General features: G+C 71.5%; 29 protein-coding genes and 1 riboswitch. Of the genes, 15 read left to right on the plus strand and 14 right to left on the minus strand.

Annotation, left to right across the window (positions count from 1 at the left end):
- Nucleotides 1-37: 37 nt before the first annotated feature.
- Nucleotides 38-928, minus strand: coding sequence for a hypothetical protein (locus AB0898_RS07990; protein ID WP_366802207.1), 891 nt, complete (start codon nucleotides 926-928; stop codon nucleotides 38-40).
- A gap of 62 nt (nucleotides 929-990) precedes the next feature.
- Nucleotides 991-1,079: riboswitch (ZMP/ZTP riboswitch) on the plus strand.
- 40 nt (nucleotides 1,080-1,119) lie between these two features.
- Here AB0898_RS07990 and AB0898_RS07995 point away from each other — a divergent pair.
- From AB0898_RS07995 to AB0898_RS08005, 3 genes are all read left to right on the plus strand, one after another.
- Nucleotides 1,120-2,589, plus strand: a complete 1,470-nt coding sequence (locus AB0898_RS07995; protein WP_366801972.1) for a glycine hydroxymethyltransferase — start codon at nucleotides 1,120-1,122, stop codon at nucleotides 2,587-2,589.
- Between the two features lie 68 nt (nucleotides 2,590-2,657).
- Complete coding sequence (gene trpS, locus AB0898_RS08000) at nucleotides 2,658-3,671, plus strand: tryptophan--tRNA ligase (protein ID WP_366801973.1); 1,014 nt, start codon at nucleotides 2,658-2,660, stop codon at nucleotides 3,669-3,671.
- Between the two features lie 192 nt (nucleotides 3,672-3,863).
- Nucleotides 3,864-4,445 carry a 2'-5' RNA ligase family protein gene (locus AB0898_RS08005; protein WP_366801974.1) on the plus strand — a complete coding sequence of 194 codons (582 nt, stop codon included), beginning with the start codon at nucleotides 3,864-3,866 and terminating at the stop codon, nucleotides 4,443-4,445.
- 19 nt (nucleotides 4,446-4,464) lie between these two features.
- Here AB0898_RS08005 and AB0898_RS08010 read toward each other — a convergent pair whose 3' ends face one another.
- A complete protein-coding gene (locus tag AB0898_RS08010) occupies nucleotides 4,465-5,220 on the minus strand; it encodes an SDR family NAD(P)-dependent oxidoreductase (protein ID WP_366801975.1) in 756 nt (251 codons plus the stop codon).
- Nucleotides 5,221-5,401: 181 nt separating this feature from the next.
- Between AB0898_RS08010 and AB0898_RS08015 the strand changes: the two genes are divergently transcribed.
- Nucleotides 5,402-6,331 carry a YihY/virulence factor BrkB family protein gene (locus AB0898_RS08015; RefSeq protein ID WP_366801976.1) on the plus strand — a complete coding sequence of 310 codons (930 nt, stop codon included), beginning with the start codon at nucleotides 5,402-5,404 and terminating at the stop codon, nucleotides 6,329-6,331.
- Here AB0898_RS08015 and AB0898_RS08020 read toward each other — a convergent pair.
- Nucleotides 6,279-7,625: a D-alanyl-D-alanine carboxypeptidase gene (locus tag AB0898_RS08020; RefSeq protein ID WP_366801977.1), complete on the minus strand. Its 1,347-nt coding sequence runs from the start codon at nucleotides 7,623-7,625 to the stop codon at nucleotides 6,279-6,281. The genes AB0898_RS08015 and AB0898_RS08020 overlap by 53 nt on opposite strands.
- A 91-nt stretch (nucleotides 7,626-7,716) precedes the next feature.
- Here AB0898_RS08020 and AB0898_RS08025 point away from each other — a divergent pair, with 91 nt between their 5' ends.
- From AB0898_RS08025 to AB0898_RS08040, 4 genes are all read left to right on the plus strand, one after another.
- Complete coding sequence (locus AB0898_RS08025) at nucleotides 7,717-7,956, plus strand: SCO4848 family membrane protein (protein ID WP_366801978.1); 240 nt, start codon at nucleotides 7,717-7,719, stop codon at nucleotides 7,954-7,956.
- 5 nt (nucleotides 7,957-7,961) lie between these two features.
- Nucleotides 7,962-8,573: a hypothetical protein gene (locus AB0898_RS08030; protein WP_366801979.1), complete on the plus strand. Its 612-nt coding sequence runs from the start codon at nucleotides 7,962-7,964 to the stop codon at nucleotides 8,571-8,573.
- 33 nt (nucleotides 8,574-8,606) lie between these two features.
- Nucleotides 8,607-9,866: a metallophosphoesterase gene (locus AB0898_RS08035; RefSeq protein ID WP_366801980.1), complete on the plus strand. Its 1,260-nt coding sequence runs from the start codon at nucleotides 8,607-8,609 to the stop codon at nucleotides 9,864-9,866.
- A gap of 66 nt (nucleotides 9,867-9,932) precedes the next feature.
- On the plus strand, nucleotides 9,933-10,520 hold the full coding sequence (locus tag AB0898_RS08040) for a hypothetical protein (RefSeq protein ID WP_366801981.1): 588 nt from the start codon (nucleotides 9,933-9,935) through the stop codon (nucleotides 10,518-10,520).
- On the opposite strand, the gene AB0898_RS08045 is transcribed toward AB0898_RS08040, so the two are convergent.
- Entirely contained in the window at nucleotides 10,492-10,854 is a 363-nt protein-coding gene (locus AB0898_RS08045; RefSeq protein WP_366801982.1) for a barstar family protein, read from the minus strand. The two genes, AB0898_RS08040 and AB0898_RS08045, sit on opposite strands and share 29 nt — an antisense overlap.
- Nucleotides 10,855-10,932: 78 nt before the next feature.
- Here AB0898_RS08045 and AB0898_RS08050 point away from each other — a divergent pair, with 78 nt between their 5' ends.
- On the plus strand, nucleotides 10,933-11,535 hold the full coding sequence (locus tag AB0898_RS08050) for a hypothetical protein (RefSeq protein WP_366801983.1): 603 nt from the start codon (nucleotides 10,933-10,935) through the stop codon (nucleotides 11,533-11,535).
- Between the two features lie 172 nt (nucleotides 11,536-11,707).
- Here the strand turns inward: AB0898_RS08050 and AB0898_RS08055 are convergent, their stop codons facing one another.
- From AB0898_RS08055 to AB0898_RS08085, 7 genes are all read right to left on the minus strand, one after another.
- Nucleotides 11,708-12,025 carry a hypothetical protein gene (locus tag AB0898_RS08055; RefSeq protein WP_366801984.1) on the minus strand — a complete coding sequence of 106 codons (318 nt, stop codon included), beginning with the start codon at nucleotides 12,023-12,025 and terminating at the stop codon, nucleotides 11,708-11,710.
- Entirely contained in the window at nucleotides 12,022-12,669 is a 648-nt protein-coding gene (locus tag AB0898_RS08060) for a SigE family RNA polymerase sigma factor (protein ID WP_366801985.1), read from the minus strand. The genes AB0898_RS08055 and AB0898_RS08060 overlap by 4 nt, the downstream gene beginning before the upstream one ends.
- A 72-nt stretch (nucleotides 12,670-12,741) precedes the next feature.
- Nucleotides 12,742-13,185 carry a hypothetical protein gene (locus tag AB0898_RS08065; RefSeq protein ID WP_366801986.1) on the minus strand — a complete coding sequence of 148 codons (444 nt, stop codon included), beginning with the start codon at nucleotides 13,183-13,185 and terminating at the stop codon, nucleotides 12,742-12,744.
- 229 nt (nucleotides 13,186-13,414) lie between these two features.
- Nucleotides 13,415-13,888, minus strand: coding sequence for a hypothetical protein (locus AB0898_RS08070; protein WP_366801987.1), 474 nt, complete (start codon nucleotides 13,886-13,888; stop codon nucleotides 13,415-13,417).
- A gap of 250 nt (nucleotides 13,889-14,138) precedes the next feature.
- Nucleotides 14,139-14,849, minus strand: coding sequence for a DUF4232 domain-containing protein (locus AB0898_RS08075; RefSeq protein WP_366801988.1), 711 nt, complete (start codon nucleotides 14,847-14,849; stop codon nucleotides 14,139-14,141).
- 174 nt (nucleotides 14,850-15,023) lie between these two features.
- A complete protein-coding gene (locus AB0898_RS08080) occupies nucleotides 15,024-15,368 on the minus strand; it encodes a hypothetical protein (RefSeq protein ID WP_366801989.1) in 345 nt (114 codons plus the stop codon).
- 94 nt (nucleotides 15,369-15,462) lie between these two features.
- A complete protein-coding gene (locus AB0898_RS08085; RefSeq protein ID WP_366802208.1) occupies nucleotides 15,463-15,657 on the minus strand; it encodes a hypothetical protein in 195 nt (64 codons plus the stop codon).
- 179 nt (nucleotides 15,658-15,836) lie between these two features.
- On the opposite strand from AB0898_RS08085, the gene AB0898_RS08090 reads away from it, so the two are divergent.
- The 4 genes from AB0898_RS08090 (at nucleotide 15,837) to AB0898_RS08105 (ending at nucleotide 17,366) form a co-directional block, all read left to right on the plus strand.
- Nucleotides 15,837-16,664: a helix-turn-helix transcriptional regulator gene (locus tag AB0898_RS08090; protein ID WP_366801990.1), complete on the plus strand. Its 828-nt coding sequence runs from the start codon at nucleotides 15,837-15,839 to the stop codon at nucleotides 16,662-16,664.
- Entirely contained in the window at nucleotides 16,661-16,867 is a 207-nt protein-coding gene (locus AB0898_RS08095) for a DUF397 domain-containing protein (protein WP_366801991.1), read from the plus strand. The genes AB0898_RS08090 and AB0898_RS08095 overlap by 4 nt, the downstream gene beginning before the upstream one ends.
- 69 nt (nucleotides 16,868-16,936) lie before the next feature.
- Nucleotides 16,937-17,146 (plus strand): DUF397 domain-containing protein, encoded by a 210-nt coding sequence (locus AB0898_RS08100; RefSeq protein WP_366801992.1) that lies wholly within the window; start codon nucleotides 16,937-16,939, stop codon nucleotides 17,144-17,146.
- A gap of 19 nt (nucleotides 17,147-17,165) precedes the next feature.
- The gene (locus AB0898_RS08105) at nucleotides 17,166-17,366 is read left to right on the plus strand and encodes a DUF397 domain-containing protein (protein ID WP_366801993.1); all 201 of its coding nucleotides are present in this window, start codon (nucleotides 17,166-17,168) and stop codon (nucleotides 17,364-17,366) included.
- A gap of 67 nt (nucleotides 17,367-17,433) precedes the next feature.
- On the opposite strand, the gene AB0898_RS08110 is transcribed toward AB0898_RS08105, so the two are convergent.
- Entirely contained in the window at nucleotides 17,434-17,847 is a 414-nt protein-coding gene (locus tag AB0898_RS08110; RefSeq protein ID WP_366801994.1) for a DUF6281 family protein, read from the minus strand.
- Nucleotides 17,848-17,880: 33 nt separating this feature from the next.
- Nucleotides 17,881-18,948: a matrixin family metalloprotease gene (locus tag AB0898_RS08115; RefSeq protein WP_366801995.1), complete on the minus strand. Its 1,068-nt coding sequence runs from the start codon at nucleotides 18,946-18,948 to the stop codon at nucleotides 17,881-17,883.
- A gap of 248 nt (nucleotides 18,949-19,196) precedes the next feature.
- On the opposite strand from AB0898_RS08115, the gene AB0898_RS08120 reads away from it, so the two are divergent.
- Both AB0898_RS08120 and AB0898_RS08125 read left to right on the plus strand, forming a co-directional pair.
- Nucleotides 19,197-19,793, plus strand: coding sequence for a helix-turn-helix domain-containing protein (locus AB0898_RS08120; RefSeq protein ID WP_366801996.1), 597 nt, complete (start codon nucleotides 19,197-19,199; stop codon nucleotides 19,791-19,793).
- Between the two features lie 125 nt (nucleotides 19,794-19,918).
- Entirely contained in the window at nucleotides 19,919-21,127 is a 1,209-nt protein-coding gene (locus tag AB0898_RS08125; protein ID WP_366801997.1) for an MFS transporter, read from the plus strand.
- A gap of 152 nt (nucleotides 21,128-21,279) precedes the next feature.
- Here the strand turns inward: AB0898_RS08125 and AB0898_RS08130 are convergent, their stop codons facing one another.
- Nucleotides 21,280-21,483 (minus strand): hypothetical protein, encoded by a 204-nt coding sequence (locus AB0898_RS08130; protein WP_366801998.1) that lies wholly within the window; start codon nucleotides 21,481-21,483, stop codon nucleotides 21,280-21,282.
- Nucleotides 21,484-21,508: the final 25 nt, after the last annotated feature.

A 21,508-nucleotide genomic window follows, 5' to 3' on the forward strand; every position in this document is an offset into this window, starting at 1 on the left:
GCGGCCGTAGCGGCACGCACTCGCAGGAGCGCCCCCCTCAGCCCACCCGCTTAGCCGCCACCCCGGCCCCCGCCCCCTCCGCCCCCGGCGCCTCCCCGAACCGCGCCAGTGCCAGCGCCCCCGCGACCGCCACCGCGAACCCCAGCACCGCGAGCGGAGCGAACCCGTCCCGTGTGCGGTCGCCCAGCCAGAGCACGCCCACCGCCGCCGGGCCCAGGGTTTCGCCGAGGACCATGCCGGCCGTCGCCGTGGTGACCGAGCCGCGTTGCAGGGCCGAGGTCAGCAGCAGGAAGGCGGCGCCACCGCCGAGGAGGAGGGCGTAGAGGGCGGGGTCGGTCAACAGGTCGTACGGGGAAAGGGAGTTCACCAGGCGGACCGCGACCTCCACCACCCCGAAGCCGAACCCCGCGCCGAGGCCGAGCAGCAGGGCGCGCGGCCGTCCCGAGAGACGGCCGCCGACCGCGCCGAGGAGCAGCACCCCGGCCGCCGTACCGAGCAGCGCGTACGGCAGCCAGCCGGGTCCGGCGAGGTCGCCCTCCGCGCCCGAGGCGAGGCCGAGCAGCGCGAGCCCCGCGCACACCACGCCGACCGCCGCCCACTCCGCCCCGCTCAGCCGTACCCGCAGCAGCCGCGCCGCGACCACCGCCGTCACCGCGAGGCTCGCGGCGAGCGCGGCGCCCACCGCGTAGATCGGCACCGAGCGCAGCGCGAGGATCTGGAAGACGAAGCCGAGCCCGTCCAGGGCGAGCCCCGCCGCGTACCGCCACTGCCGTACCGCCCGCAGCAGCAGCGCGACCTCACCGCCACCGGAGCCGCCGCCCGAGCCGCCGTCCGGCCCGCTGCCCGGCCCGGTGGCCGCCCGCGCCGCCACCGCCTGCAGCACCGTCGCCGTACCGAAGCAGACCGCCGCGCCGAGCGCGCACATCATTCCCAAGAGCACGTAGCGACTGTAGGACAGGGGGGAGCGGACGCGGCCCGGCCGGTATGGTGGCCGTGGGCCGTGACTGGCGCGCTGGGATGGGACCGACCATCGGGGAGCGGCCCGGGAACAGCGAGTGCCGTGCGCCTGGGCCGAACCGAACACGCCGACACACTGACGCGCCCTGTCCGGAGGTCCCCATGTCCGAGAACACGCCCGAGAACGCCACCCCGTCCGGCTCCGTCGAGTCCACCGCCTTCCGCGCCGCCCTGGACGTCATCCGCGCGGTGGAGCCCCGCGTCGCGGACGCCATCGGCCAGGAGGTCCACGACCAGCGCGACATGCTCAAGCTGATCGCCTCCGAGAACTACGCCTCCCCGGCCACGCTGCTGGCGATGGGCAACTGGTTCAGCGACAAGTATGCCGAGGGCACCGTCGGCCGCCGCTTCTACGCCGGCTGCCGCAACGTCGACACCGTCGAGTCCCTCGCCGCCGAGCACGCCCGCGAGCTGTTCGGCGCCCGGCACGCCTACGTCCAGCCGCACTCCGGCATCGACGCCAACCTCGTCGCCTTCTGGGCCGTCCTCGCCGACCGCGTCGAGGTCCCCTTCCTGGAGAAGGCGGGCGTCCGCCAGATGAACGACCTCGGCGAGGCCGACTGGGCCGAGCTGCGGCAGGCCTTCGGCAACCAGCGGATGCTCGGCATGTCCCTGGACGCGGGCGGCCACCTCACCCACGGGTTCCGCCCCAACATCAGCGGCAAGATGTTCGACCAGCGCTCCTACGGCACCGACCCGGCCACCGGTCTCATCGACTACGACGCGCTGCGCGCCCAGGCCCGCGACTTCAAGCCGCTCATCCTCGTCGCGGGCTACTCGGCGTACCCCCGGCTGGTGAACTTCCGGATCATGCGCGAGATCGCGGACGAGGTCGGCGCCACGCTCATGGTCGACATGGCCCACTTCGCGGGCCTGGTCGCGGGCAAGGTCCTCACCGGCGACTACGACCCGGTCCCGCACGCGCAGATCGTCACGACCACCACGCACAAGTCGCTGCGCGGCCCGCGCGGCGGCATGGTGCTGTGCGACGACTCGCTGAAGGACCAGGTCGACCGGGGCTGCCCGATGGTCCTCGGCGGCCCGCTCCCGCACGTGATGGCCGCGAAGGCGGTCGCCCTGGCGGAGGCCCGGCAGCCGGCCTTCCAGGACTACGCCCAGCGGATCGTGGACAACTCCCGCGCCCTTGCCGAGGGCCTGATGCGGCGCGGCGCCACCCTGGTCACCGGCGGCACCGACAACCACCTCAACCTGATCGACGTCGCCGCCTCCTACGGCCTCACCGGCCGCCAGGCCGAGGCCGCCCTGCTGGAGTCCGGCATCGTCACCAACCGCAACGCCATCCCGGCCGACCCCAACGGCGCCTGGTACACCTCCGGCATCCGCGTCGGCACCCCCGCGCTCACCACCCGTGGGCTCGGCACGGCGGAGATGGACGAGGTGGCGGGCCTGATCGACCGCGTCCTCACGACGACCCAGCCGGGCACCACGAAGTCCGGCGCCCCCTCCAAGGCCCAGCACCTCCTGGACCCGAAGCTGGCGGACGAGATCGCGAAGCGGGCGACGGACCTGGTGGCGGAGTTCCCCCTGTACCCGGAGATCGACCTGGGCTGATCTTTTTCCTGAGCGCGGGGTCGGTATCGGTGCCGTCGCCGCTCCCCACACCTGAGAGAATGGGGGGCATGGCGACTGACCGACCCCGCGTGCTCTCTGGAATCCAGCCCACCGCCGGCTCGTTCCACCTCGGCAACTACCTCGGCGCCGTGCGCCAGTGGGTGGCCCTCCAGGAGACCCACGACGCCTTCTACATGGTCGTCGACCTGCACGCGATCACGGTCCCGCAGGACCCCAAGGAGCTGCGGGACAACACCCGCCTCGCCGCCGCCCAGCTCCTCGCCGCCGGTCTGGACCCCGACCGCTGCACCCTGTTCGTGCAGAGCCACGTGCCCGAGCACGCCCAGCTCGCCTGGGTCATGAACTGCCTCACCGGCTTCGGCGAGGCCGGCCGCATGACCCAGTTCAAGGACAAGGCCGCCAAGCAGGGCGCCGACCGCGCGAGCGTCGGCCTCTTCACGTACCCGATTCTCCAGGTCGCGGACATCCTGCTGTACCAGGCGAACGAGGTCCCGGTCGGTGAGGACCAGCGCCAGCACATCGAGCTGACCCGCGACCTCGCCGAGCGCTTCAACGGCCGCTTCGGCCAGACCTTCGAGATTCCGAAGCCGTACATCCTCAAGGAGACGGCGAAGATCTACGACCTCCAGGACCCGGGCGTCAAGATGAGCAAGTCGGCGTCCACGCCGAAGGGCCTCGTCAACCTGCTCGACGAGCCGAAGACGACGGCCAAGAAGGTCAAGAGCGCCGTCACCGACACCGACACGGTGATCCGCTTCGACCCCGAGAACAAGCCCGGCGTGTCGAACCTGCTCACCATCCACTCCACCCTCACCGGCACCTCGATCGCCGATCTGGAGAAGGCGTACGAGGGCAAGATGTACGGCGCCCTCAAGACCGACCTCGCCGAGATCATGGTCGAGTTCGTGACGCCGTTCCGCGAGCGCACCCGGCAGTATCTGGACGACACCGAGACGCTGGACGCGGTCCTCGCCAAGGGCGCGGAGAAGGCGCGCGCGATCGCCGCCGAGACGCTGGCGCAGGCGTACGACCGGGTGGGCTTCCTGCCCGCCAAGCACTGAGCGAGCGCACTGCGCGGGGCCCCGGGCGCACCAGTCGCCCGGGGCGTACGACCGCACGCGTGTCCCCGGGGGAGAAGCGCCGTACATCACGTCCGTTGCGCCTGCCCGGGGGACGGCCGTGGCCGTACAGTCGATAGCCGGTGGCCGGGGCGAAGGTGGCCGGCAGGACAACACGTGACGACGGGAGACGACGTGGGGACCGTAACGCTCGGCGTGTCGATCGCGGTCCCGGAGCCTCATGGCAGCCTGCTCCAGGAGCGGCGCGCGGGCTTCGGCGACCCCGCCGCCCATGGCATCCCCACCCATGTCACCCTGCTGCCGCCGACCGAGGTCGACGCGGCGGACCTGACGGCCGTGGACGCCCATCTCGCCGCCGTCGCGGCCGCCGGACGCCCGTTCCCGATGCGGCTTTCGGGCACCGGCACGTTCCGTCCGCTCTCGCCCGTCGTCTACGTGCGCGTGGTGCGCGGCGCCGAGGAGTGCGCGGAGCTGCAGCAGCGGGTCCGTGACGCCTCGGGGCCGGTCCCGCGCGAGCTGCAGTTCCCGTACCACCCGCACGTCACCGTGGCGCACGGCATCGAAGAGGCCGCCATGGACCAGGCGTTCGAGGAGCTGGCCGGGTTCGAGGCCGAGTGGCCGTGCGCCGGGTTCGCGCTGTACGAGCAGGGGCCGGACGGGGTGTGGGGCCGGCTGCGCGACTACCAGTTCGGCGCGACCGTCGTACCGCCGCAGGTGGGCCACCCGGCCGAGCGCGGCACGATCGCCAGCCGCTAGCTACAGCGTCGGCCGCCGGCTACAGCGGCAGCCGGCGGAACAGCGCCCGGGGCGTGTGCCGCAGCGCCGCCATCACCGGCCGCAGCGACCCCGGCACCCACACCGTCTCCGAGCCCCGGCGCAGCCCGAGTTCGACGGCCGCCGCGACCGCCTTGGGGGTGGTGGAGAACGGCACCGGACCGAGCCCGGCGGTCTTCGTGGTCCGGACGAACCCGGGCCGTACGACCATGACATGGACGCCCGTGCCGTACAGCGCGTCGCCCAGGCCCTGCGCGAAGGTGTCCAGGCCGGCCTTGCTGGAGCCGTAGATGAAGTCGGTGCGCCGGGCGCGTTCGCCGGCCGTGGCGGAGAGGACCACCAGGGCGCCGTGGCCCTGGTCCTGGAGCGCGCGGGCGGCGACCAGGCCGGAGGAGACGGCGCCGGTGTAGTTGGTCTGGGCGAGGCGGACGGCGCGCAGCGGGTCGCTCTCGTCGCGCGCCTGGTCGCCGGGGAGCCCGAAGGCCAGCAGGACGAGATCGACCTCGCCCTCCGCGAACACCTTGCCGAGCACCGTCTCGTGGGACTCGGGGTCCAGGGCGTCGAAGGCGACCGTGCGCGCGTCGGCGCCGAGGCCGCGCAGGGTGGCGGCGGCCCGGTCGAGCGCGGCGGAGGGGCGCCCGGCCAGCCAGACGGTACGGGTGCGGCGGGCGACCAGGCGGCGCGCCGTCGCGAGCGCGATCTCCGAGGTGCCGCCGAGGACGAGCAGGGACCGGGGAGGCCCGGGGACAGCAGACATGCCCGTGACCGTATCGCCCGCATATGGGTGATTCCCGCAAGGCGGCGCCGGGCTCCCCGCAATGGGTGATTAGTGCGACGCGGCACGGATGCGGCCCGGACGCGGTACAAGTGCGGTGCCGGACCGGCGGATCGGGGTAACCGGCACATGGAGTTCCCGCGACGAGGGCAGAAGACGGATCATGGACTGGCTGAAAAAGCTCCCCGGCATCGGGCCGGTGGTCACCTGGCTGATGACCACGCACGCCTGGCGGTCGTACGCGCGCCTGGACCGGGTGAACTGGACCTGGCTGGCGGCCGCGATGACATTCGTCAGCTTCGTCGCGCTGTTCCCGCTGCTGACCGTGGCCGCGGCGATCACCGCGGCGACGCTGAGCCCGTCCCGGCAGAAGACGGTCGAGAAGCAGATCGCGGCCCAGTTCCCGGGTCTGGCCGACAAACTGGACCTCGGCGCCCTGGTGCACAACGCCGGTACGGTCGGGGTGATCGCCGGTGCCGCGCTGCTGTTCACCGGCATCGGCTGGGTCGGCCAGATCCGGGACTGTCTGCGCGCGGTCTGGGAGCTGCCCGACCGGGGCATCAACCCGGTCGTCGCCAAGCTCAAGGACGCCGGCGTGCTGATCGGGCTCGGCGGCGCCCTGCTGCTCACCCTGGCCGCCTCCACCCTCGCCTCGGCCGCCATCGGCTGGGTGGCCCACCAGGCGGGGCTCGACGAGCACGGCTGGGGCACCGCGCTGCTGCGGGCGGCCGCCTTCGCGGTCGCCGTGCTCGCCGACTTCCTGGTCCTGCTCTACGCGCTCACCCTGCTGCCCGGAGTCGAACCGCCGCGCCGCCGCCTGGTCGTGGCGGCCCTGCTCGGCGCGGTCGGCTTCGAACTCCTCAAGCTGCTGCTCAGCGGCTACATCCAGGGTGTCGCCGCGAAGAGCGTCTACGGCGCGTTCGGCGTCCCCGTCGCCCTGCTGCTGTGGATCAACTTCACCTGCAAGATCCTGCTCTACAGCGCGGCCTGGACGGCGACGACCAGCGGGGAGGGCACGCAGGAGAAGGCGTCCGGGGAGGTCACGGGCGGTTCCGGCGGTGCAGCAGGTCGGGCAGCGGCCAGCGGCGGTTGACCAGGAAGGCCGCGCCCGCGAGGAGCACGACCAGTCCGCCGGCGATCGCGAGCGCGGTCCCGGCGCCCCGGTGGCCGCCCTCGACGGCGGCGCTCGCGACGGGCTGGGCGCCGGGGGCGCCGGAAGCGCGGGGGGAGTCGGGGGTGCTGGGGGTGCTCGGTGCGGTGCTCGGGGCGGCGGCGGACCCCGACGCGCTCGGCGGAGCGGTCACCGCGTTCTCCGGCGGGACCAGTGTCCCCACCGGCTGGGCCTTCCCGGCCGCCTGGAAGCCCCAGTCGAACAGCTTGGCCGTCTCCTTGTAGACCTCGTTGTGCTCGGGCTTCGCCGGGTTCATCACGGTGACCAGCAGCACCTTGCCGCCGCGCTCGGCGACACCGGTGAAGGTGGCGCCCGCGTTCGTGGTGTTGCCGTTCTTCACCCCGGCGATGCCCTGGTAGACGGGTACGTCGGTGTCGCCGCTGAGCAGGCGGTTGGTGTTCCGTATCTCGTCGTACCGGGTGACCTTCTTGCCCTTGCCCGAGTTCTTGGTGCCCGCCGGGAACTTGGCTTGCACGGTCGAGCAGTACTCCCGGAAGTCCTTCTTCTGGAGCCCGGAGCGGGCGAACAGCGAGAGGTCGTACGCCGAGGAGACCTGGCCGTCGGCGTCGTAGCCGTCGGGGCTGACCACGTGGGTGTCGCGGGCCTGGAGCTGGTCGGCGTGGGCCTGCATGTCCTTGACGGTGGCGGGGACGCCGTCGTTCATGGCGGACAGCACGTGGACGGCGTCGTTGCCGGAGCGCAGGAAGACGCCGAGCCAGAGGTCGCGCACGGAGTAGGTGCGGCCCGCCTTTATCCCGACCACGCTGGAGCCCGCGCCGACGCCGGCCAGGTCGCCGGGGGCCACCTTGTGCGTGTCCGTGCCCGGGAAGCGGGGCAGCAGGGTGTCCGCGAACAGCATCTTCAGGGTGCTCGCCGGGGGCAGCGGCCAGTGCGCGTTGTGCGCGGCGAGCACGTCGCCCGACTCGGCGTCGCTGACGATCCAGGAGCGGGCGGTGAGGTCCTCGGGCAGCGCGGGGACGCCTCCGGCGAGGTTGACCTGCGTACCGGGCTGCCCGAGGCGGTCGCCGCCGATCTTCGACATGCCCGCCGGGGGAGTGGCGGTGGGGCTCGTGGAGGGTGCGGGGCTGCCGGAGGGCTTCGGGGCGGCGAGGGCGGCCGGGGCGGCGAGCGTGGTGAGCGCCGTGAGCGAAGCGATCAGCAAAGTGGCGGAAGTGATCGACAAGGATCGCTTGCCGATCTTCTGAGGTGCGGACACGGTCGAGAACGTACCTGCGACGCGCGGTGAAGTCGCCTTCCTCACCCCACCCCGGGCCAGGAACCGGCCACCGGGCGGCGATACTGGAGGCATGAAGCTCAGCCGCCCGGTGTCCTGGTTCCTGCTCGCCTTCGGGGTGTGGAGCTGGTTCATCTGGATCACTTTCGTTAAAAACCTGGTGGCAGACGGCAGTGGTCTCGCCTTCCACAACGGCGACCCGACGGCCTATTTCTGGGTCCACCTGCTGCTGGCGATCGTGTCCTTCATCCTTGGGACCGTCATCGGAGTGATCGGGTTGCGCGGACTGCGCGCATTGCGGCGGACGTCATAGGGCCGGTGACCGGTCCCGAGGACCGGGAGTGGCAAGCCGCCGTCGGCCGGCTGCTGTTGTACTACCTCGACGCACCCCTCGCCGAGGGTTGCCGTCTGCGCGGAGTGCTGCCCACGGCGGGTGCCGTGCGGGTCGCCGTGCACGCCGGGGACGACGAGGACGGTGCCACCTTCCTGTACGAGATTCCGCACGACTCGGTCGCCCCGTACTACATCCCCGGCATTCTGCGCACGGTTCTGTCCGGCCCCCGGTTCTACAGCTCCGGTGACATCGGTGAGGCCATGGGGATGACTGTCGTACGGCTCCGTCCCGAAGAGATCACCCCGGACCCGGAACCCGAACAGGGCCTGGCGCTCACCGTGCTGCGCGCGCTGTCGGACCCCGGGGACGACGAGAACCCCTTCCTGATCGGGTTCCTGCTGCTGGGCGACGGTGTGCTGCGGTTGTACGTCCAGCGGCCGGACCTCCCCGGTGTCGCCGGGGTCGACGTCCGCCTCACCGGATCCCTCACCGCGCTGATCGCCGCTGTGCCGAGCCTCGTCGAGGAGGGGCAGTACCGGCGGCCGTCCGCCGACGACCCGCACTGCGATGTCCTGGTGGATCTGACCGACTGGTAGAACATCCCCAAGTCAAGGACGGGAGCGGTCTCGGTGGTCATCGTCTTCGTACTGGTCGCCCTCGCCGTAGTGGCCGTAGTCGTGGGCCTGCATCACTACGTCTGGCGCCGCCTGGTCCGTGACACGACCCGCGCCCCGGGTGCGGCCCGCCGCGCGGGTACGGCCCTCTTCGTGGCGGGCCCGCTGCTGATGGTCGCCGCGCTGGTGGCGGAGCGGTCGGGGGCGCCGTTCTGGCTCCAACGGGCGCTGGCGTGGCCGGGGTTCCTGTGGATGGCGCTGGCGCTGTACCTGCTGCTGACGACGGTGGCGATGGAGCCGGTGCGGTGGTGGGCGGGGCGGCGGCGGGGGTCGGTGGCGAGCGCGTCCCTGGTGCCGGCCGGGGCACCGGAGCAGGCGCCCGCCGTCACGGCCCCGGCGGCCACGGACACCGTGGTGGCCGCGCCCGTGGTGGCCCCCGAACCGCAGGACTTCTCCCGCCGCCTGTTCGTCTCCCGGGTGGCCGGGGGCGTCGTCGCCGGGGTGGCGGTGGGGACGGTCGGCTGGGGGACGTACGGCGTCCTGCGGGGCCCGCGCGTGAAGCGGGTCACCGTGCCGCTGGCCAAGCTGCCGAGGGCGGCGCATGGTTACCGGATCGCCGTCGTGAGCGACATCCACCTGGGCCCGGTCCTGGGCCGCGACTTCGCCCAGCGGGTCGTGGACACGGTCAACTCCACCCAGCCGGATCTGATCGCGGTGGTGGGCGACCTGGTGGACGGCAGCGTGAAGAATCTGGGCCCGGCGGCGGCACCCCTCGCCGGTCTGAAGGCCCGCCACGGAAGCTTCTTCGTCACCGGCAACCACGAGTACTTCTCCGGCGCCGCCCAGTGGGTCGAGGAGGTCCGCACCCTCGGGCTGCGTCCGCTGGAGAACGCCCGCACCGAGATGCCGTACTTCGACCTCGCGGGCGTGAACGACCTCGCGGGCGCGAGCGAGGGCCAGGGCCCCGACTTCGCCAGGGCCCTCGACGGCCGCGACCCCGCCCGCGCCTGCGTCCTCCTCGCCCACCAGCCCGTCCAGATCCACGAGGCCGTCCGCCACGCCGTCGACCTCCAGCTCTCCGGCCACACCCACGGCGGCCAGCTCTGGCCCGGCAACCTCATCGCCGCCGCCGCCAACCCGACCGTCGCGGGCCTGGACCGTTACGGCGACACCCAGCTCTACGTCAGCCGGGGCGCGGGAGCCTGGGGCCCACCGACCCGCGTGGACGCGCCGTCGGACGTGACGGTGATCGAGCTGGCGTCGATGAACGCGTAGCCGCTCCGCTTGGGTTCGGCAGCGACGGGCGGAGAAGGAACGGGGTGATCGACAGTGGCCACGCGGGTGCCCTCTACGTCAAGTAGCAAGCGCTTCCCGCTCCTCGCGGTGGTGGCCTCGCTGGTCGTGGCCACCGCCGTCTGGAAGCTGCTCGCTTCCGGTGTCGGGGCCGGCGGCGGTTACGCGGACGGCCGGGATCTGAACGGCGGGACGCAGTCCGGTGTGACGGTCTTCTACGATCAGGCCCGTATCGGCAGCGAGTTCTGGGTCTCCCTGCCCCAGGTCTCCAATTCCGCCGACAGACCGCTCTCGCTGACGAAGGCGCGCGTCACGCGTGTGCCCCGGGGTCTCAAGGTCGTCGAGTACCGCGCCGTCAGCGTGAAGGACATGGGCGGCCACGCGATGGCGATGCGAACGGGCGGCCGGGGAGGGATGCCCGACCCGGAGAAGCTCCACGACTACGCCGGTCAGCCCATCCGGGTGAAACCGAAGAGCGTGTCGGACTACTACTACATGGCCCGCATCCGCGTGACCGCGCCGGTGCGGGAGAACCTGACCGGCTGCCGCTTCTGGTACCACCAGGGCAAGACCGCCTACCGGCAGGACCTCGACTGCGACACCGAGATCAGGCTGGGGCCGCCGGCGAAGGACTGACCCAGCGGTTCCGCTCCGCGGCGGCCGGCGTCGGTTCCTGGGCGAATCGCACCGTGAAGCGGTCCTCCCGCCCGAAGTCCTCGTCCTGCCTCTCCACCCTCAGCAGCAGATTCCGCAGATCGTCGAAGGCCGCCGCCCCCATGGCGTCCCTGCTGTTCTCCGCGTTCCGCCAGGTGAGCGCGACAGGCCGTTCGACGTCCGTCGAGAGGCGGTCCCACAGGGCGGCCAGGTTCGGGTGGTAGTAGGGCCCGAAGTCCAGCTTTTCCGCCAGTACCCTGTGGAACTCTTGGGGCGAATTGATCTTTTCCCCGTTGATTTCTACGTTGATGGCCATCACTTCCCGTTGGTTGTCAGCTCCTGGAGCCTGTCCGGGGGACAGACCCGGGGACTCCTCCCCGGTCTGCTGGACGGTGTGGACGGTCTGGTCGACACCGACCATGACGAGTACGGGGCTTCGGCCTGTGAGCCGGAGAGGGCCGATGATCGACGTATGAAGCGAGGTGCCTTCGCCGGCGTCCCCTTGGCCGGCCTGTTCCCCGGCCTTTCGGCTGCCGGTGCGGAAGCCCTGAAGGATGCGGCCCGTGCCGTTGACGCGGTGCGGTCCGACGGCATCGGGGCGGAATGGGAGTGGGCTCCGGAGCACGCGGTCTTCCCCGGACCTCAGCCGGGAACGCCGATCATCCTCGGCCTGGACGTCGTTGAGCACGCCGGCGGGGGCGACCAGCTGGAGTTCCTGCTCCAGGTGGTGTGGACAGACCTGGGCCGGCTCGCGGTCGACGCGGCGGTGAACGTGGCCTGCTGGTGCGATGCCGATCACGCGAGCCACGATGTCGACGGGTTCAGCCGTGCCGTCGCTGATCCGGCCTTGTTGCCCCGGGCTTTCCGGGAAGGGGCTGAACGGCTGACCGGCTGGCTGGCCGACCCGCGCGACGCGGACTACTGGCGTGCCAAGGCAGGGCTGCCCGCCCGCCGGCCCCGCCGGGAAGCCGGCGGGAAGACCATGGCCGAGTCGTAGCCGTAGCCGTAGTCGTAGCGTCCGGCGAACCCGACCGCCTCCGGGTGCGGATCCGACACCACGGTCAGCCGCCCTCCACCACCCCGAACAGGCCGGCGTGGATTCCCCGCGACTCGCCGCCGAGGACCTGAGTGCCGCTGACCCACCCCCTAGGGCGCCGCTGACCCACCCCCTAGGGCCCGGACGGGACGGCCGAGGGTACGGGGTGGGGGTCGGTGGAAGGGGTCGGGGGCGCGGTGGGGGTGGACTGTCGTGCGGGTGGGGCCGGGTGGAGGTGGTCCGGGGGGTTGGAGGGGAGGAGGAGGACGGCGGCGGCCGCGGCTGCCGCGAGGGCTGCGACGGCGATGGACAGGACCCGGCGTGTTCGGCGGGTGCCCCAGGTTCTGCCCGTAGGGGGGCGGGCCGGGGACAGGTCGTGGGCGTCGATGAGCCGCCCACGCGCTTCGAGCGCGGCGCGCAGCCGTTCCTCGATGGGCGTCGGATCGCTCATCGGTCCCCCTTCAGAAGCTTTCCCAGCGTGGCGAGCGCGCGGCTCGCGGTCGACTTGACGGTCCCACGGGAGACACCGAGGGCGTCGGCGATCTGCGCCTCGCTCAGGTCGGACCAGTACCGCAGGACCAGTACCTCGCGCTGGCGCCCGGTGAGCTGCGCCAGCGCGTCGAAGACCTCCCGGTGCTCCTCGGCGAGCAGCAGCAGCTCGTCGACCGGCGCCCCGGGGCCCTGGTGCGGCGGGGTGTAGGCGCGCGCGGTGCGCCGCCGGCGCAGTACCGAGCGGGCGGCGTTGAGCACCGCGGTGTGCAGGTAGGCGTTCGCGTCCTGGAGGCTGTCCAGCCGTTCGCCGTGCCGGCGGCACACGGCGGCGAAGGCGTCCTGGACGACGTCCTCGGCGGTGTGCAGGTCGTCCACCAGGAAGGCGGCCAGCCGGACCATGTCGAGCCGCCGGGTCCGGTACAGGTCGGCGAGCGTGGGGGCGTCCCCCTCGCCGTCCCGGCCGGCCACCGGGCGCAGGTGCCGGAGCCTCCGGCCGGTGAGCGGCGCGTCCGGTGCGCCCGGCGTGCCCGGCGCCGGGGACGGGGTGGTCCGGGCGCGGCGCAGGAGCCGGGCCCACCAGGGGAGGGCAAGGGTGAGCTGCATCGTCCTCGTTCACATCGGGAGGTGCGGCGGGACCGGCTCCGCTCCGGCCCCGCCGCACCTGTGGCCGGCGGCTCAGCGGGTGGCGTGACCCGGGTAGGGCTTGCCGTTCGCGTCACCGGGGACCGGGGTGGGGTACGGCTTGCCGTTCGCGTCGCCCGGGACCGGGGTCGGCTCGGTGTGGGAGGAGGTGTGGGTGGAGGCGTGGTGGCCCGGGGTGGACGGGACCGGCTTCGGGTACGGCTTGCCGTTGGCGTCACCGGGGACCGGGGTGGGGTACGGCTTGCCGTTCGCGTCGCCCGGGACCGGGGTGGGGTCGGTGTCGGAGGAGGTCTGGTGGCCCGGGGTGGACGGCACCGGCTTCGGGTCGGCCGGGGCCGACTTGGCCGGGGTCGGGTGGGCGGCGGTGGCCGCCTGGGCGGCGACGGCGCCGCCGGCCACCAGGGTGAGACCGGCGGCCGACCCCAGCACCCAGGTGCGCAGGGAACGGTTCGACTTCTTGGGACGGTTGTGCCGCATGGGAGACGACTCCAGAGAGTGCGGGGACAAGACCGGCGGCCGGGCGGCACGAGGACCTGAAGTCCCGTGCCGGTAACCGCCTTTCACCCCACCAGACGTGCGGCCCCACCCGAGGTTGACGCGTTCCCCGAAAAATTCCGCGGCCCGAGAAGATCATCCCGTTGGGCGTTCTTCGCGCGACGGCGCCGGGCCGGTCACCGCGGCGTCTTGAAGCGGTCGGGAGATCCGTTCAGCCGATGGTGAAGCGTTGGTTCTGGGCCTTTCGGTCGCAGGGGGCGGTGCGGTAGTAGCCGTTGTCCTGCTGGTAGACGCAGCGGCCCGTGCCGACGCTTTGGAGCATGACGGCGCTGCGGGCGGCGGGCCGGACGGTGCGCCACTTCTGGTACGAGCCGCCGTTGCAGCGCAGGGGGTAGACGTCGCCCCGGTCGTTGCTGTCGAGGCAGCGGCCCCAGAAGTCGTTCTTGAGCGTGGTGCTGGTGTTGAGGCGGCCGTTCCACTGCCACAGGAGGCTGCCGCGTCCGGTGGTGCAGCGGTCGCCCTTGAGGCCGGTTTCGGAGGTCTCGCGCAGGCAGTCCCCGTAGCGGTAGTTCGCGAAGCGGCTGGTGGTGGTGGCGGCCGAGGCGGGTGCGGGGGTGAGGAGGGGGAGGGCGAGGCCGGCTGCGGCGATGAGGGCGGCGAAGGCTTTCCGGGTCGGACGGCGCACGGGGGGTCTCCTTACCGTGGTTCTCGGAGGTACCTCGACAGAATCCCCGAACACCACCGCCCATGCCTGAAAAAATGCCGAAAACCCCCGGATCGAGCAGCGGCCCGCAGCCGTGAAGCCGGCGGTCACCTCGGCGTTCGGGCCGTCGGCGGGGTCGGTGTCCGGGTCGGTCGGGCCGGGCGCACGGTGATGTCTGTCGTCATGGGGGCGAGCTTCACTCCTGCGGCACGGCGAGGCGAACCGCCCGGGGTCAGCCGGCCTTGCTCACCGGGCCGAGCTCCATCTTCCCGCCGTCCTTGCCGTCGGTGACGGCGAGCGTGCCCGCCGGCCACCGCAAGGTGAAGGGCTCGACCTCGTTCGGGGGCGTCACCACCATGTCGGTCAGCCGCACGCCGGAGCCGCCGGTGTCGTTGACCGGGTACGTGATGTGGAAGGCGGCGGTGTCGCCCTCCTTGAGGATCTGCGGCACGGCCTGCTCGCCGTCGCGGTCCACGGAGAAGGTGTCGCCCAGGGACGTCTTGATATCGACACCCGGGAAGCCGCTGATGCGACAGTCGGCGCTGCCGACGTTCTTGAAGGTGACGGTGACGACGCCGTTCGTCTCGTCCGTGGTGTTGTTCGCGGCGGTGGCGTCGAGCACGCCGGAGCGGCACATGTCGACCTTGCCCTCGCCGGTGTCACCGGTGCCGGTGCCGGCGCCCTGGCCGCTCCCGCCGGTGCCGGCGCCGGCGCTCTGGTCCGCCCCGCCGCTGCCGCCCGCCCCGCCCGTGCTGCCCGTGCCGCCCGCCCCGCCCGTCCCGCCCGCCCCGCCCGTCTCGTCCGCCGACGCGGTGGGGCGGGCCCGTGTGCCGCCCGACGCGGTGTCGTCGCCGTCGCAGGCGGTGAGGGCGAGGGCGAGGACGGCGGTGAGTGCGGCGCCGAGGGTGGCGGCGGACTTGCGGGAGCGGAACGTCGTACGCATGTGGATTCCCCGAGTGGTCGGCGGTCGAGTACGGAAGTGCGGTCGCGGCCCGGAACGCGCGGCGAGCCGCTGCCCCGCCTGGCCTGCTGACATGTGAAGCATCCCGACCGCCGCTCACGTCCGGCTGACGCCCCGCTTACGTACCGCTGCCGTCCCTCGGCGAGGAGACACCCCCTAGCCGTGCAGCATGTCCGTGAACTGCCAGGAGTGGCCCGGGGTGTGGCCGGCGTAGAGGGTGCAGGGTTCCTGTTGGACGGGGGGTACGGTCGGGTCGCTCATGCAGCAGGGGCGGAGGACGGCGTACGTGAAGCGGTCGTCCTCCCAGAGGACCCACAGCTGGGCGTCCGGGCTCAGCTCGCCCACGTGGTCGGCGCAGTCGCCGTCGTGGCCCCGGCCCAGCTCGCAGACCACGCGGTCGTACAGGTGCGGGGGGTATTGCTCGGGCGGGACCGCTCCGGGCGGTTCCGTGTTCGGCGGGTCCGACCAGGGTGAGGGGCCGGAGGCGTTGCAGTGGTACATGGGCCTCCCGTCTGAATGGAGAGAAGGGTTCGAACGGCCGGCACGCCGAGGCTACGGAGTCGCCGGCCGGCCTCTCCGAAGTGACGCCGCACGCTCAGAGGTACTCGCCCCTGCTCCGCGCGTTCGCCCGCGCCGTCCCCGCGCGGAGGCGCTCCGCCTGGTCGGCGGGGCGGACCCGCTCCGGGTCCGCCTCCCACTCCAGGCCCCCGCAGACGGGACGGAGGAACCAGTACCGGCCCTCCACCCCACGGAACTCGCCCACGCGGTTTCTGTTTCCGGTGTCCACCATCAAGGTGCCGATGTCCGGGAGTTCAGGGCCGGCGAGCTCGATTTCGTCAACATGACCGTCGTCGCTACACACTTACGACTCCTCTGCGTAGTGGTTTCACCACCAAGGGCGTTCAGCGTGGCCTACAGTCGGGAACCCTTCAACTTGGCACTCCCGAACGGAAGGTCGGTGATCGCGCCTTGAACATCAAGGAGTTGAACCCTGACGCCTCGCCGCAAGCGGCCTTCGGCGCGTATCTGCGCAAGTGCCGGGAGGAGAGGGGGTGGAAACAGGAAGACCTCGCGGCCCGGATGGAATATTCCAGCACGCATATTTCATCGGTTGAAACTGGTCGTAAGATGCCGACCTTGCGCTTTGCGCGCAGTGCGGATCTGGCGCTGGGCACCGGTGACGCGTTCGAGCGCCGGTGGCGCGAGATGAAGCACGGCGTGCTGCTGGAGGGCTTCCCGGAGTACGCGGGGCTGGAGGGGCGCGCGGCCGAGATCCGGGTGTTCGAGATCGGTATCGTCCCTGGTCTGCTTCAGACGCCAGAGTACGCCCAAGTCCTCGCGGACAGTGCCGTACTGCGGGGCGCGATCACCCCCGAACAGGCCGCCGAGCGCGTCTCGTTCGTGGCGGAGCGCCAGGCCGCTATGGAGCGGATCCGGCCACCCATGGTGTTCGTGGTGATGGACGAGAGCTGCATCCGACGGACCATCGGCGGTCCTGAGGTTATGGACGCGCAGCTCGACCGGCTGATTGAGTTTGCGGGCCGCCCCAACACTGTGCTCCAGCTGGCGCCGTACGACATAGGGGAGCGTCGGCCGTTCGATCTCCCCGTCTACTTGCTGACCATGCCCGACCGGTCCGTGGCGTGCTACGCGGAAGCCCAGACGCTGGGACGCCTGGACCGCGAAACCACTTCGGTGCTGCCTGTCCTGACGGCCTACCATCAACTACAGGCCGAATCTTTTTCCCAGGCAGCATCTGTGGAAATGATCAGCAAGTTACGAAAGGGCACCCCGTGACGACCCAATCCCCCCGCTGGTTCAAGTCCTCTTACAGCAACAACGGCGGCGCCTGCGTCGAGGTCGCCACCAACCTCCTCACCGTCCACGGCATCGTCCCCGTCCGTGACTCCAAGGTCATCGACGGTTCCGTTCTGGACATCCCCGCCCCCGCCTTCGCCGCCTTCGTCAATGGCCTGAAGTCCGGGGACTTCACCGTCTGAACTCCCTACGATGGTCTCGCCGTTCCTCACTTTCACGAGGGGCGGCGAGGCCTCTTCGAAAGGGCACTCATGACGGCCAACAGCTCTCCCCGCTGGTTCACGTCCTCGTACAGCAGTAACGGCGGCGCCTGCGTCGAGGTCGCCACCAACCTCGCCCCCGCCCACGGCATCGTCCCGGTCCGTGACTCCAAGGTCCCCGGCGGAGCCGTACTCCGTCTCCCCGCCCCCGCCTTCGCCGCCTTTCTCGACGGCGTCAAGTCCGGAGACCTCACCGTCTGACCTCCGAAAGGGCACCAGGATGACCATCCCCCGCTGGTTCACGTCCTCCTACAGCAACAACGGCGGCGACTGCGTCGAGGTCGCCACCAACCTCGCCCCCGCCCACGGCACCGTCCCCGTCCGCGACTCCAAGGTCCCCGGCGGAGCCGTCCTCCACCTCCCCGCCCCCGCCTTCACCGCCTTCCTCGACGGCGTCAAGGCCGGCCGCTTCACCGGCTGAACTCCCCCCGCCGGGCCTCGCTGTTCCGGCGAGGCCCCGCCAGGAGCGGCAGGACCTCGCCGGTGCCTCAGGAACCGTGGATCAGTTTCTTGATCTCGGGCAGCTTCTTGTCGGAGTCGACGTTGACGAAGATGACGTCGTCGGACGACTGCTCCAGGGTGATGGCGATACTGGGGTCGACTCCCTTGATCTCGTAGGCCGTTGTCGAAGTCGGCGCCGTTCGACCGTCACCGTCGTCGTTCGGTGTGTCGTCGCAGGGCGGCAGCGTGGCGGCACCCAGCCTGTCCCCGCGCGCGAACCCTTTGGCCTCCGCCCCCACGTACGTCCCGTTCCCGTACTGGACCCGGTACGCGCAGGACGACGCGGACGCGCCGCCGTCACCGCCGCCCGATGACGTACAGGCCGCGGACATCACGGCCATGACCGCCACGAGCAGTGCCCCCGCGGGTCCGGCCCGGCCGGCCGAGCGTGCGATTCCCATCGACGTGCCCCCTCCTGGAGCGGCTGCCCCGGTTCAGTAGATGCTGCGGAGACCGAGCACGTCCCCCTTGGCGAGCGTCCTGGCCCGTGTCGAACACTGGATTGACGTGTCGTACATGGTGAGGTTCTCGTGGGCCCCGTGGATGTCCTTCAGCCCGAAGATGTGTCCGGCCTCATGAGTACCGACGCTGCGGACGTCGTATTTGTTCGAGCAACTGGCGGTCGGCTTGTTCGTGAAGTCGTAGTCCGTCGTGTTGAAGCGGACATCGGCCTCGCGCAGGTCGTTCTTGACGCCGGGTGTGGGCCACGTCCACGAGCAGGTGATGGCCACGGTGCCGCTCGCGAGGTTCCCCGCGTCCCAGGTGCTCAGCCCGTCCCGGGACGTGCACTGATCGCGGCTGTTGACGTCGGCCTCGTAGCTCGTGTAGTCGAGGAAGTTGGCCGTGTGCGCGCCGACCTGGTCGCTGTAGCCGCAGTTGTTGTTGCTCTCGGTGATGTTGTCCAACGCCTCGTAGAACGACCACAGCGCGTCGCTCTTGGACAGTCCCGCGGGGAGGCCGCCGTCGCCGATGTACCAGTTGTAGATGCCGTATTCCTTCTGGTCCTTGGTCGCGTACGTCCCGTCGCTGCACGCACCGGGCGACGCGGCGGCGTCCACCTCCGCCACCTCGGCACCCGTGCCGGCGTCGGAGGCGTCGGCGTCCGCGTCGTCCGGCTCCAGCGAGAGATCGCCGGCGGTTCTGGCGGGGTTCACCAGAACGTCGGCCTTGTCGGACCCGGTGCCGTCGAGATCCACGCTGGCGCTGGTCAAGTCGTAGGAGACCGTGCCGTCGGCGGCGACCTCCATGGTGAAGCCGTGGCTCGTGCCGTCGGTGGACATCGCGTCCACGCTCACCGCCGTGCCGGGCTCGGGGACCGTCACGCCGGTGCTGTCGTAGGTGACGACACGCCCCACCGCGTCACACTGGATCACGGACGAGCCCGAGGGCAGGTCACTGACGGCCAGCTCTCCTTCGTCCAGTTCACAGACGGTCGCTCCCGCCCGCGCCTCGCTCATGCCGCCGGCGACAGCCGACAGAGAAGCGGCAAGCGCGAAAGCCATGACCGTTCTGCCGATGAGTCCTGGGTTGTGCCCAGACACTCTCCACCCCCTGAACGTCCGCCCGCTGTGCGGGACTTGGTCAATTGCGGGGAGACTAGCCGCCGTTTGTTCTCAAATTATCTTCAATTCGAGACAAAGATTTTTGCGTTCATGGCCGCTCCCCGGCCGGCCCGCGCAGCGCCGACCGGACCCCGCCTGGACCCCCGGTCGTATTGCATCGGTCGTTCCAAAACCGTTAGGCTGGCCGCATGGCCCGACCGAGGATGTTCGACGAGCAGCGCGCCCTGGACGCGGCGATGCGCACCTTCTGGGAGAAGGGGTACGAGGCCACGTCGACCCAGGATCTGTGTGAGGCGACGGGGCTGGGGCGCAGCAGTGTCTACAACACGTTCAAGAGCAAGCAGGACCTGTTCGCGCGGGCGCTGGCGCACTACATCGACACCATGAACGCGGCCCAGCTGGCCGTCCTGGAGGACGCCCGGCGCGCCGCCGCCGACCGCATCCGCGCCCTGTTCGCCATGGTCGTCGACGGGGAGACCGAGCACCGGTCCGGCGGGCGCGGCCTGGGCTGTCTGACCGTGAACACCACCGTCGAACTCGCCGCCCGCGACAGCCGGACCGGGGGGATGCTGGAGCGCGACACGGCCCGCAGGCTCGCCGCGCTGCGCGCGGTGGCCGAGGAGGGGCGCCGGGACGGCAGCATCACCTCCCGGCGGGACGCCGAGGCGCTGGCCCGGTTCGTCAACGCGGCGATCGGCGGTATGCGCATCGCGAGCCAGGGCGGCGCCGACCGGACCGCGCTGGAGTCGATCGCCGAAGTCGCGCTCGACGCGCTGACGTGCTGACGCGCTGATCCACTGACGCGCTGATCCACTGACCCGCTGACGCGCGGCCCCGTCCTGGGGCGTGTGTGCCCGTACCCGAGTTTTGAACTGACCAGTCCATAACGTGCCCGACAGGAGAACGAACCGTGCCCCGTGCCGTATACGTCCTGGCGCTCGGCATCTTCACCATGGTGACCAGCGAGTTCGCGGTCGCCGGGCTGATGCCGCAGATGGCCGAAGGTCTCGACGCCACCGTCCCGCAGATCGGCTACCTCATCACCGCGTTCGCCGTCGCCATGGCGGCCGGCGGACCGTTCCTCACCGTGGCGCTCATCAGACTCCCGCCCCGGACCGCCCTGTTGACGCTGTTCGCCGTCTTCCTGGCGGGCAACGTCCTCGCCGCCACCGCGACCGGTTACCCCACGATGCTGGCCGCCCGGATCGTCACCGGCGTCGCCTGCCAGGCGTTCTTCGGCGTGGGCATCTCGCTGTGCGCGCGGCTCACCCGCCCCGAGGTGCGCGGCCGCGCGATCGCGGTGGCCATGAACGGGCTCACGCTCGGGACCCTGCTCGGACTGCCCGTCGCCACCCTGACCGGCGAACGCTTCGGCTGGCGCGCGGCGTTCTGGACGATCACCGTCCTCACCGTGGCCGCCGCCGGGGCCACCCTGGCCGGCGTACCCCGCATCCCGCCCACCGGGGGCGACGGCGGGTTCCGGCAGGAGCTCGGCGTCTTCAGGAGGCCCCGGCTGTGGCTGGTGCTGTCCACCAGCACGCTGATCATCGGCGCGACCTTCTCCGCCTTCAGCTACTTCAACCCGATCCTCACCGGTCTCACCGGCTTCTCCGCCGGCACCGTCCCCGTCCTGCTGATCGCCTACGGGGCCGCGACGGTCGTGGGCAACCACGTCGTCGGGCGCTTCGCCGACCGGCACACCGCCCTGGTGCTCGCCGTGGGGCTCGTCCTCAACACCGGGTTCCTGACCGGGTTCGCCCTGTTCGCCGAGCTGCCCGTACCGGCCGTGCTGTGCGTGCTGGGCATCGGGCTGGCCGGCGTCACCATGAACCCGGCCATGGCGACCCGCGTCCAGCGCGCCGGCAACGCGGGGCCGCTGGTCAACACCGTGCACACGTCCTTCATCACCCTCGGCATCATCCTGGGCTCCTCCCTCGGCGCCGTCGCGATCGGCACGTGGGGGCTGCGCGCTCCGCTGTGGCTCGGCGCGGTCATGGCGTTGGGGGGCCTGGGCACGGTCCTGCCGGACCTCGGGCGTCACCGCCGGCGCGGTCTCGGCGGGGAGCGGGGTTCTCCTTCGGCGGCCGACCGGCTCCGCGCGGCCGAGGACCACGCGTGACGAGGGTCGCGCAGGCGAGGGCGACAGGGAGAGACGCCAGTTCCCATCCGCTCGGGAGGACGAGGTAGGAGAGGATTCCAAAAGCGCAGAGCACTGCGAGCCGGATGACACGGTCCTGGTTCATGACTGCCGCTTCCGTCGGTACTCCATGCTCAGCGGCCCTCTTCCGGCGCCGAGCGCCGGTCGGCGAAGCGCTCCTGGTCGGCGGCGTTCCCCGTACGGGCCTCGGTGCGGTGACCCCGCGCCAGGTAGTCCCGGACGATCAGCTCGACCGCGTCCTGCGGACTCCTGGCACCGGCCAGCAGCATGACCTCGATGGCCAGATCGCTGTCCAGCGTGATGGTGATCTTCGCCATGACCCCTCCCGAAAGGCTTCACCCG

This window comes from Streptomyces sp. NPDC005435 (assembly GCF_040703155.1).
Lineage (GTDB): Bacteria > Actinomycetota > Actinomycetes > Streptomycetales > Streptomycetaceae > Streptomyces.

What these genes read in the sequence shown, in the direction of transcription:
- AB0898_RS07990 (WP_366802207.1), bottom strand. Translation starts at nt 928, where the DNA reads ATGATGTGCGCGCTCGGCGCGGCGGTCTGCTTCGGTACGGCGACGGTG.
- AB0898_RS07995 (WP_366801972.1), top strand. Translation starts at nt 1,120, where the DNA reads ATGTCCGAGAACACGCCCGAGAACGCCACCCCGTCCGGCTCCGTCGAG.
- trpS (WP_366801973.1), top strand. Translation starts at nt 2,658, where the DNA reads ATGGCGACTGACCGACCCCGCGTGCTCTCTGGAATCCAGCCCACCGCC.
- AB0898_RS08010 (WP_366801975.1), bottom strand. Translation starts at nt 5,220, where the DNA reads ATGTCTGCTGTCCCCGGGCCTCCCCGGTCCCTGCTCGTCCTCGGCGGC.
- AB0898_RS08015 (WP_366801976.1), top strand. Translation starts at nt 5,402, where the DNA reads ATGGACTGGCTGAAAAAGCTCCCCGGCATCGGGCCGGTGGTCACCTGG.
- AB0898_RS08025 (WP_366801978.1), top strand. Translation starts at nt 7,717, where the DNA reads ATGAAGCTCAGCCGCCCGGTGTCCTGGTTCCTGCTCGCCTTCGGGGTG.
- AB0898_RS08045 (WP_366801982.1), bottom strand. Translation starts at nt 10,854, where the DNA reads ATGGCCATCAACGTAGAAATCAACGGGGAAAAGATCAATTCGCCCCAA.
- AB0898_RS08055 (WP_366801984.1), bottom strand. Translation starts at nt 12,025, where the DNA reads ATGAGCGATCCGACGCCCATCGAGGAACGGCTGCGCGCCGCGCTCGAA.
- AB0898_RS08060 (WP_366801985.1), bottom strand. Translation starts at nt 12,669, where the DNA reads ATGCAGCTCACCCTTGCCCTCCCCTGGTGGGCCCGGCTCCTGCGCCGC.
- AB0898_RS08065 (WP_366801986.1), bottom strand. Translation starts at nt 13,185, where the DNA reads ATGCGGCACAACCGTCCCAAGAAGTCGAACCGTTCCCTGCGCACCTGG.
- AB0898_RS08075 (WP_366801988.1), bottom strand. Translation starts at nt 14,849, where the DNA reads ATGCGTACGACGTTCCGCTCCCGCAAGTCCGCCGCCACCCTCGGCGCC.
- AB0898_RS08080 (WP_366801989.1), bottom strand. Translation starts at nt 15,368, where the DNA reads ATGTACCACTGCAACGCCTCCGGCCCCTCACCCTGGTCGGACCCGCCG.
- AB0898_RS08085 (WP_366802208.1), bottom strand. Translation starts at nt 15,657, where the DNA reads ATGGTGGACACCGGAAACAGAAACCGCGTGGGCGAGTTCCGTGGGGTG.
- AB0898_RS08100 (WP_366801992.1), top strand. Translation starts at nt 16,937, where the DNA reads ATGACGGCCAACAGCTCTCCCCGCTGGTTCACGTCCTCGTACAGCAGT.
- AB0898_RS08105 (WP_366801993.1), top strand. Translation starts at nt 17,166, where the DNA reads ATGACCATCCCCCGCTGGTTCACGTCCTCCTACAGCAACAACGGCGGC.
- AB0898_RS08110 (WP_366801994.1), bottom strand. Translation starts at nt 17,847, where the DNA reads ATGGGAATCGCACGCTCGGCCGGCCGGGCCGGACCCGCGGGGGCACTG.
- AB0898_RS08115 (WP_366801995.1), bottom strand. Translation starts at nt 18,948, where the DNA reads ATGGCTTTCGCGCTTGCCGCTTCTCTGTCGGCTGTCGCCGGCGGCATG.
- AB0898_RS08120 (WP_366801996.1), top strand. Translation starts at nt 19,197, where the DNA reads ATGGCCCGACCGAGGATGTTCGACGAGCAGCGCGCCCTGGACGCGGCG.
- AB0898_RS08130 (WP_366801998.1), bottom strand. Translation starts at nt 21,483, where the DNA reads ATGGCGAAGATCACCATCACGCTGGACAGCGATCTGGCCATCGAGGTC.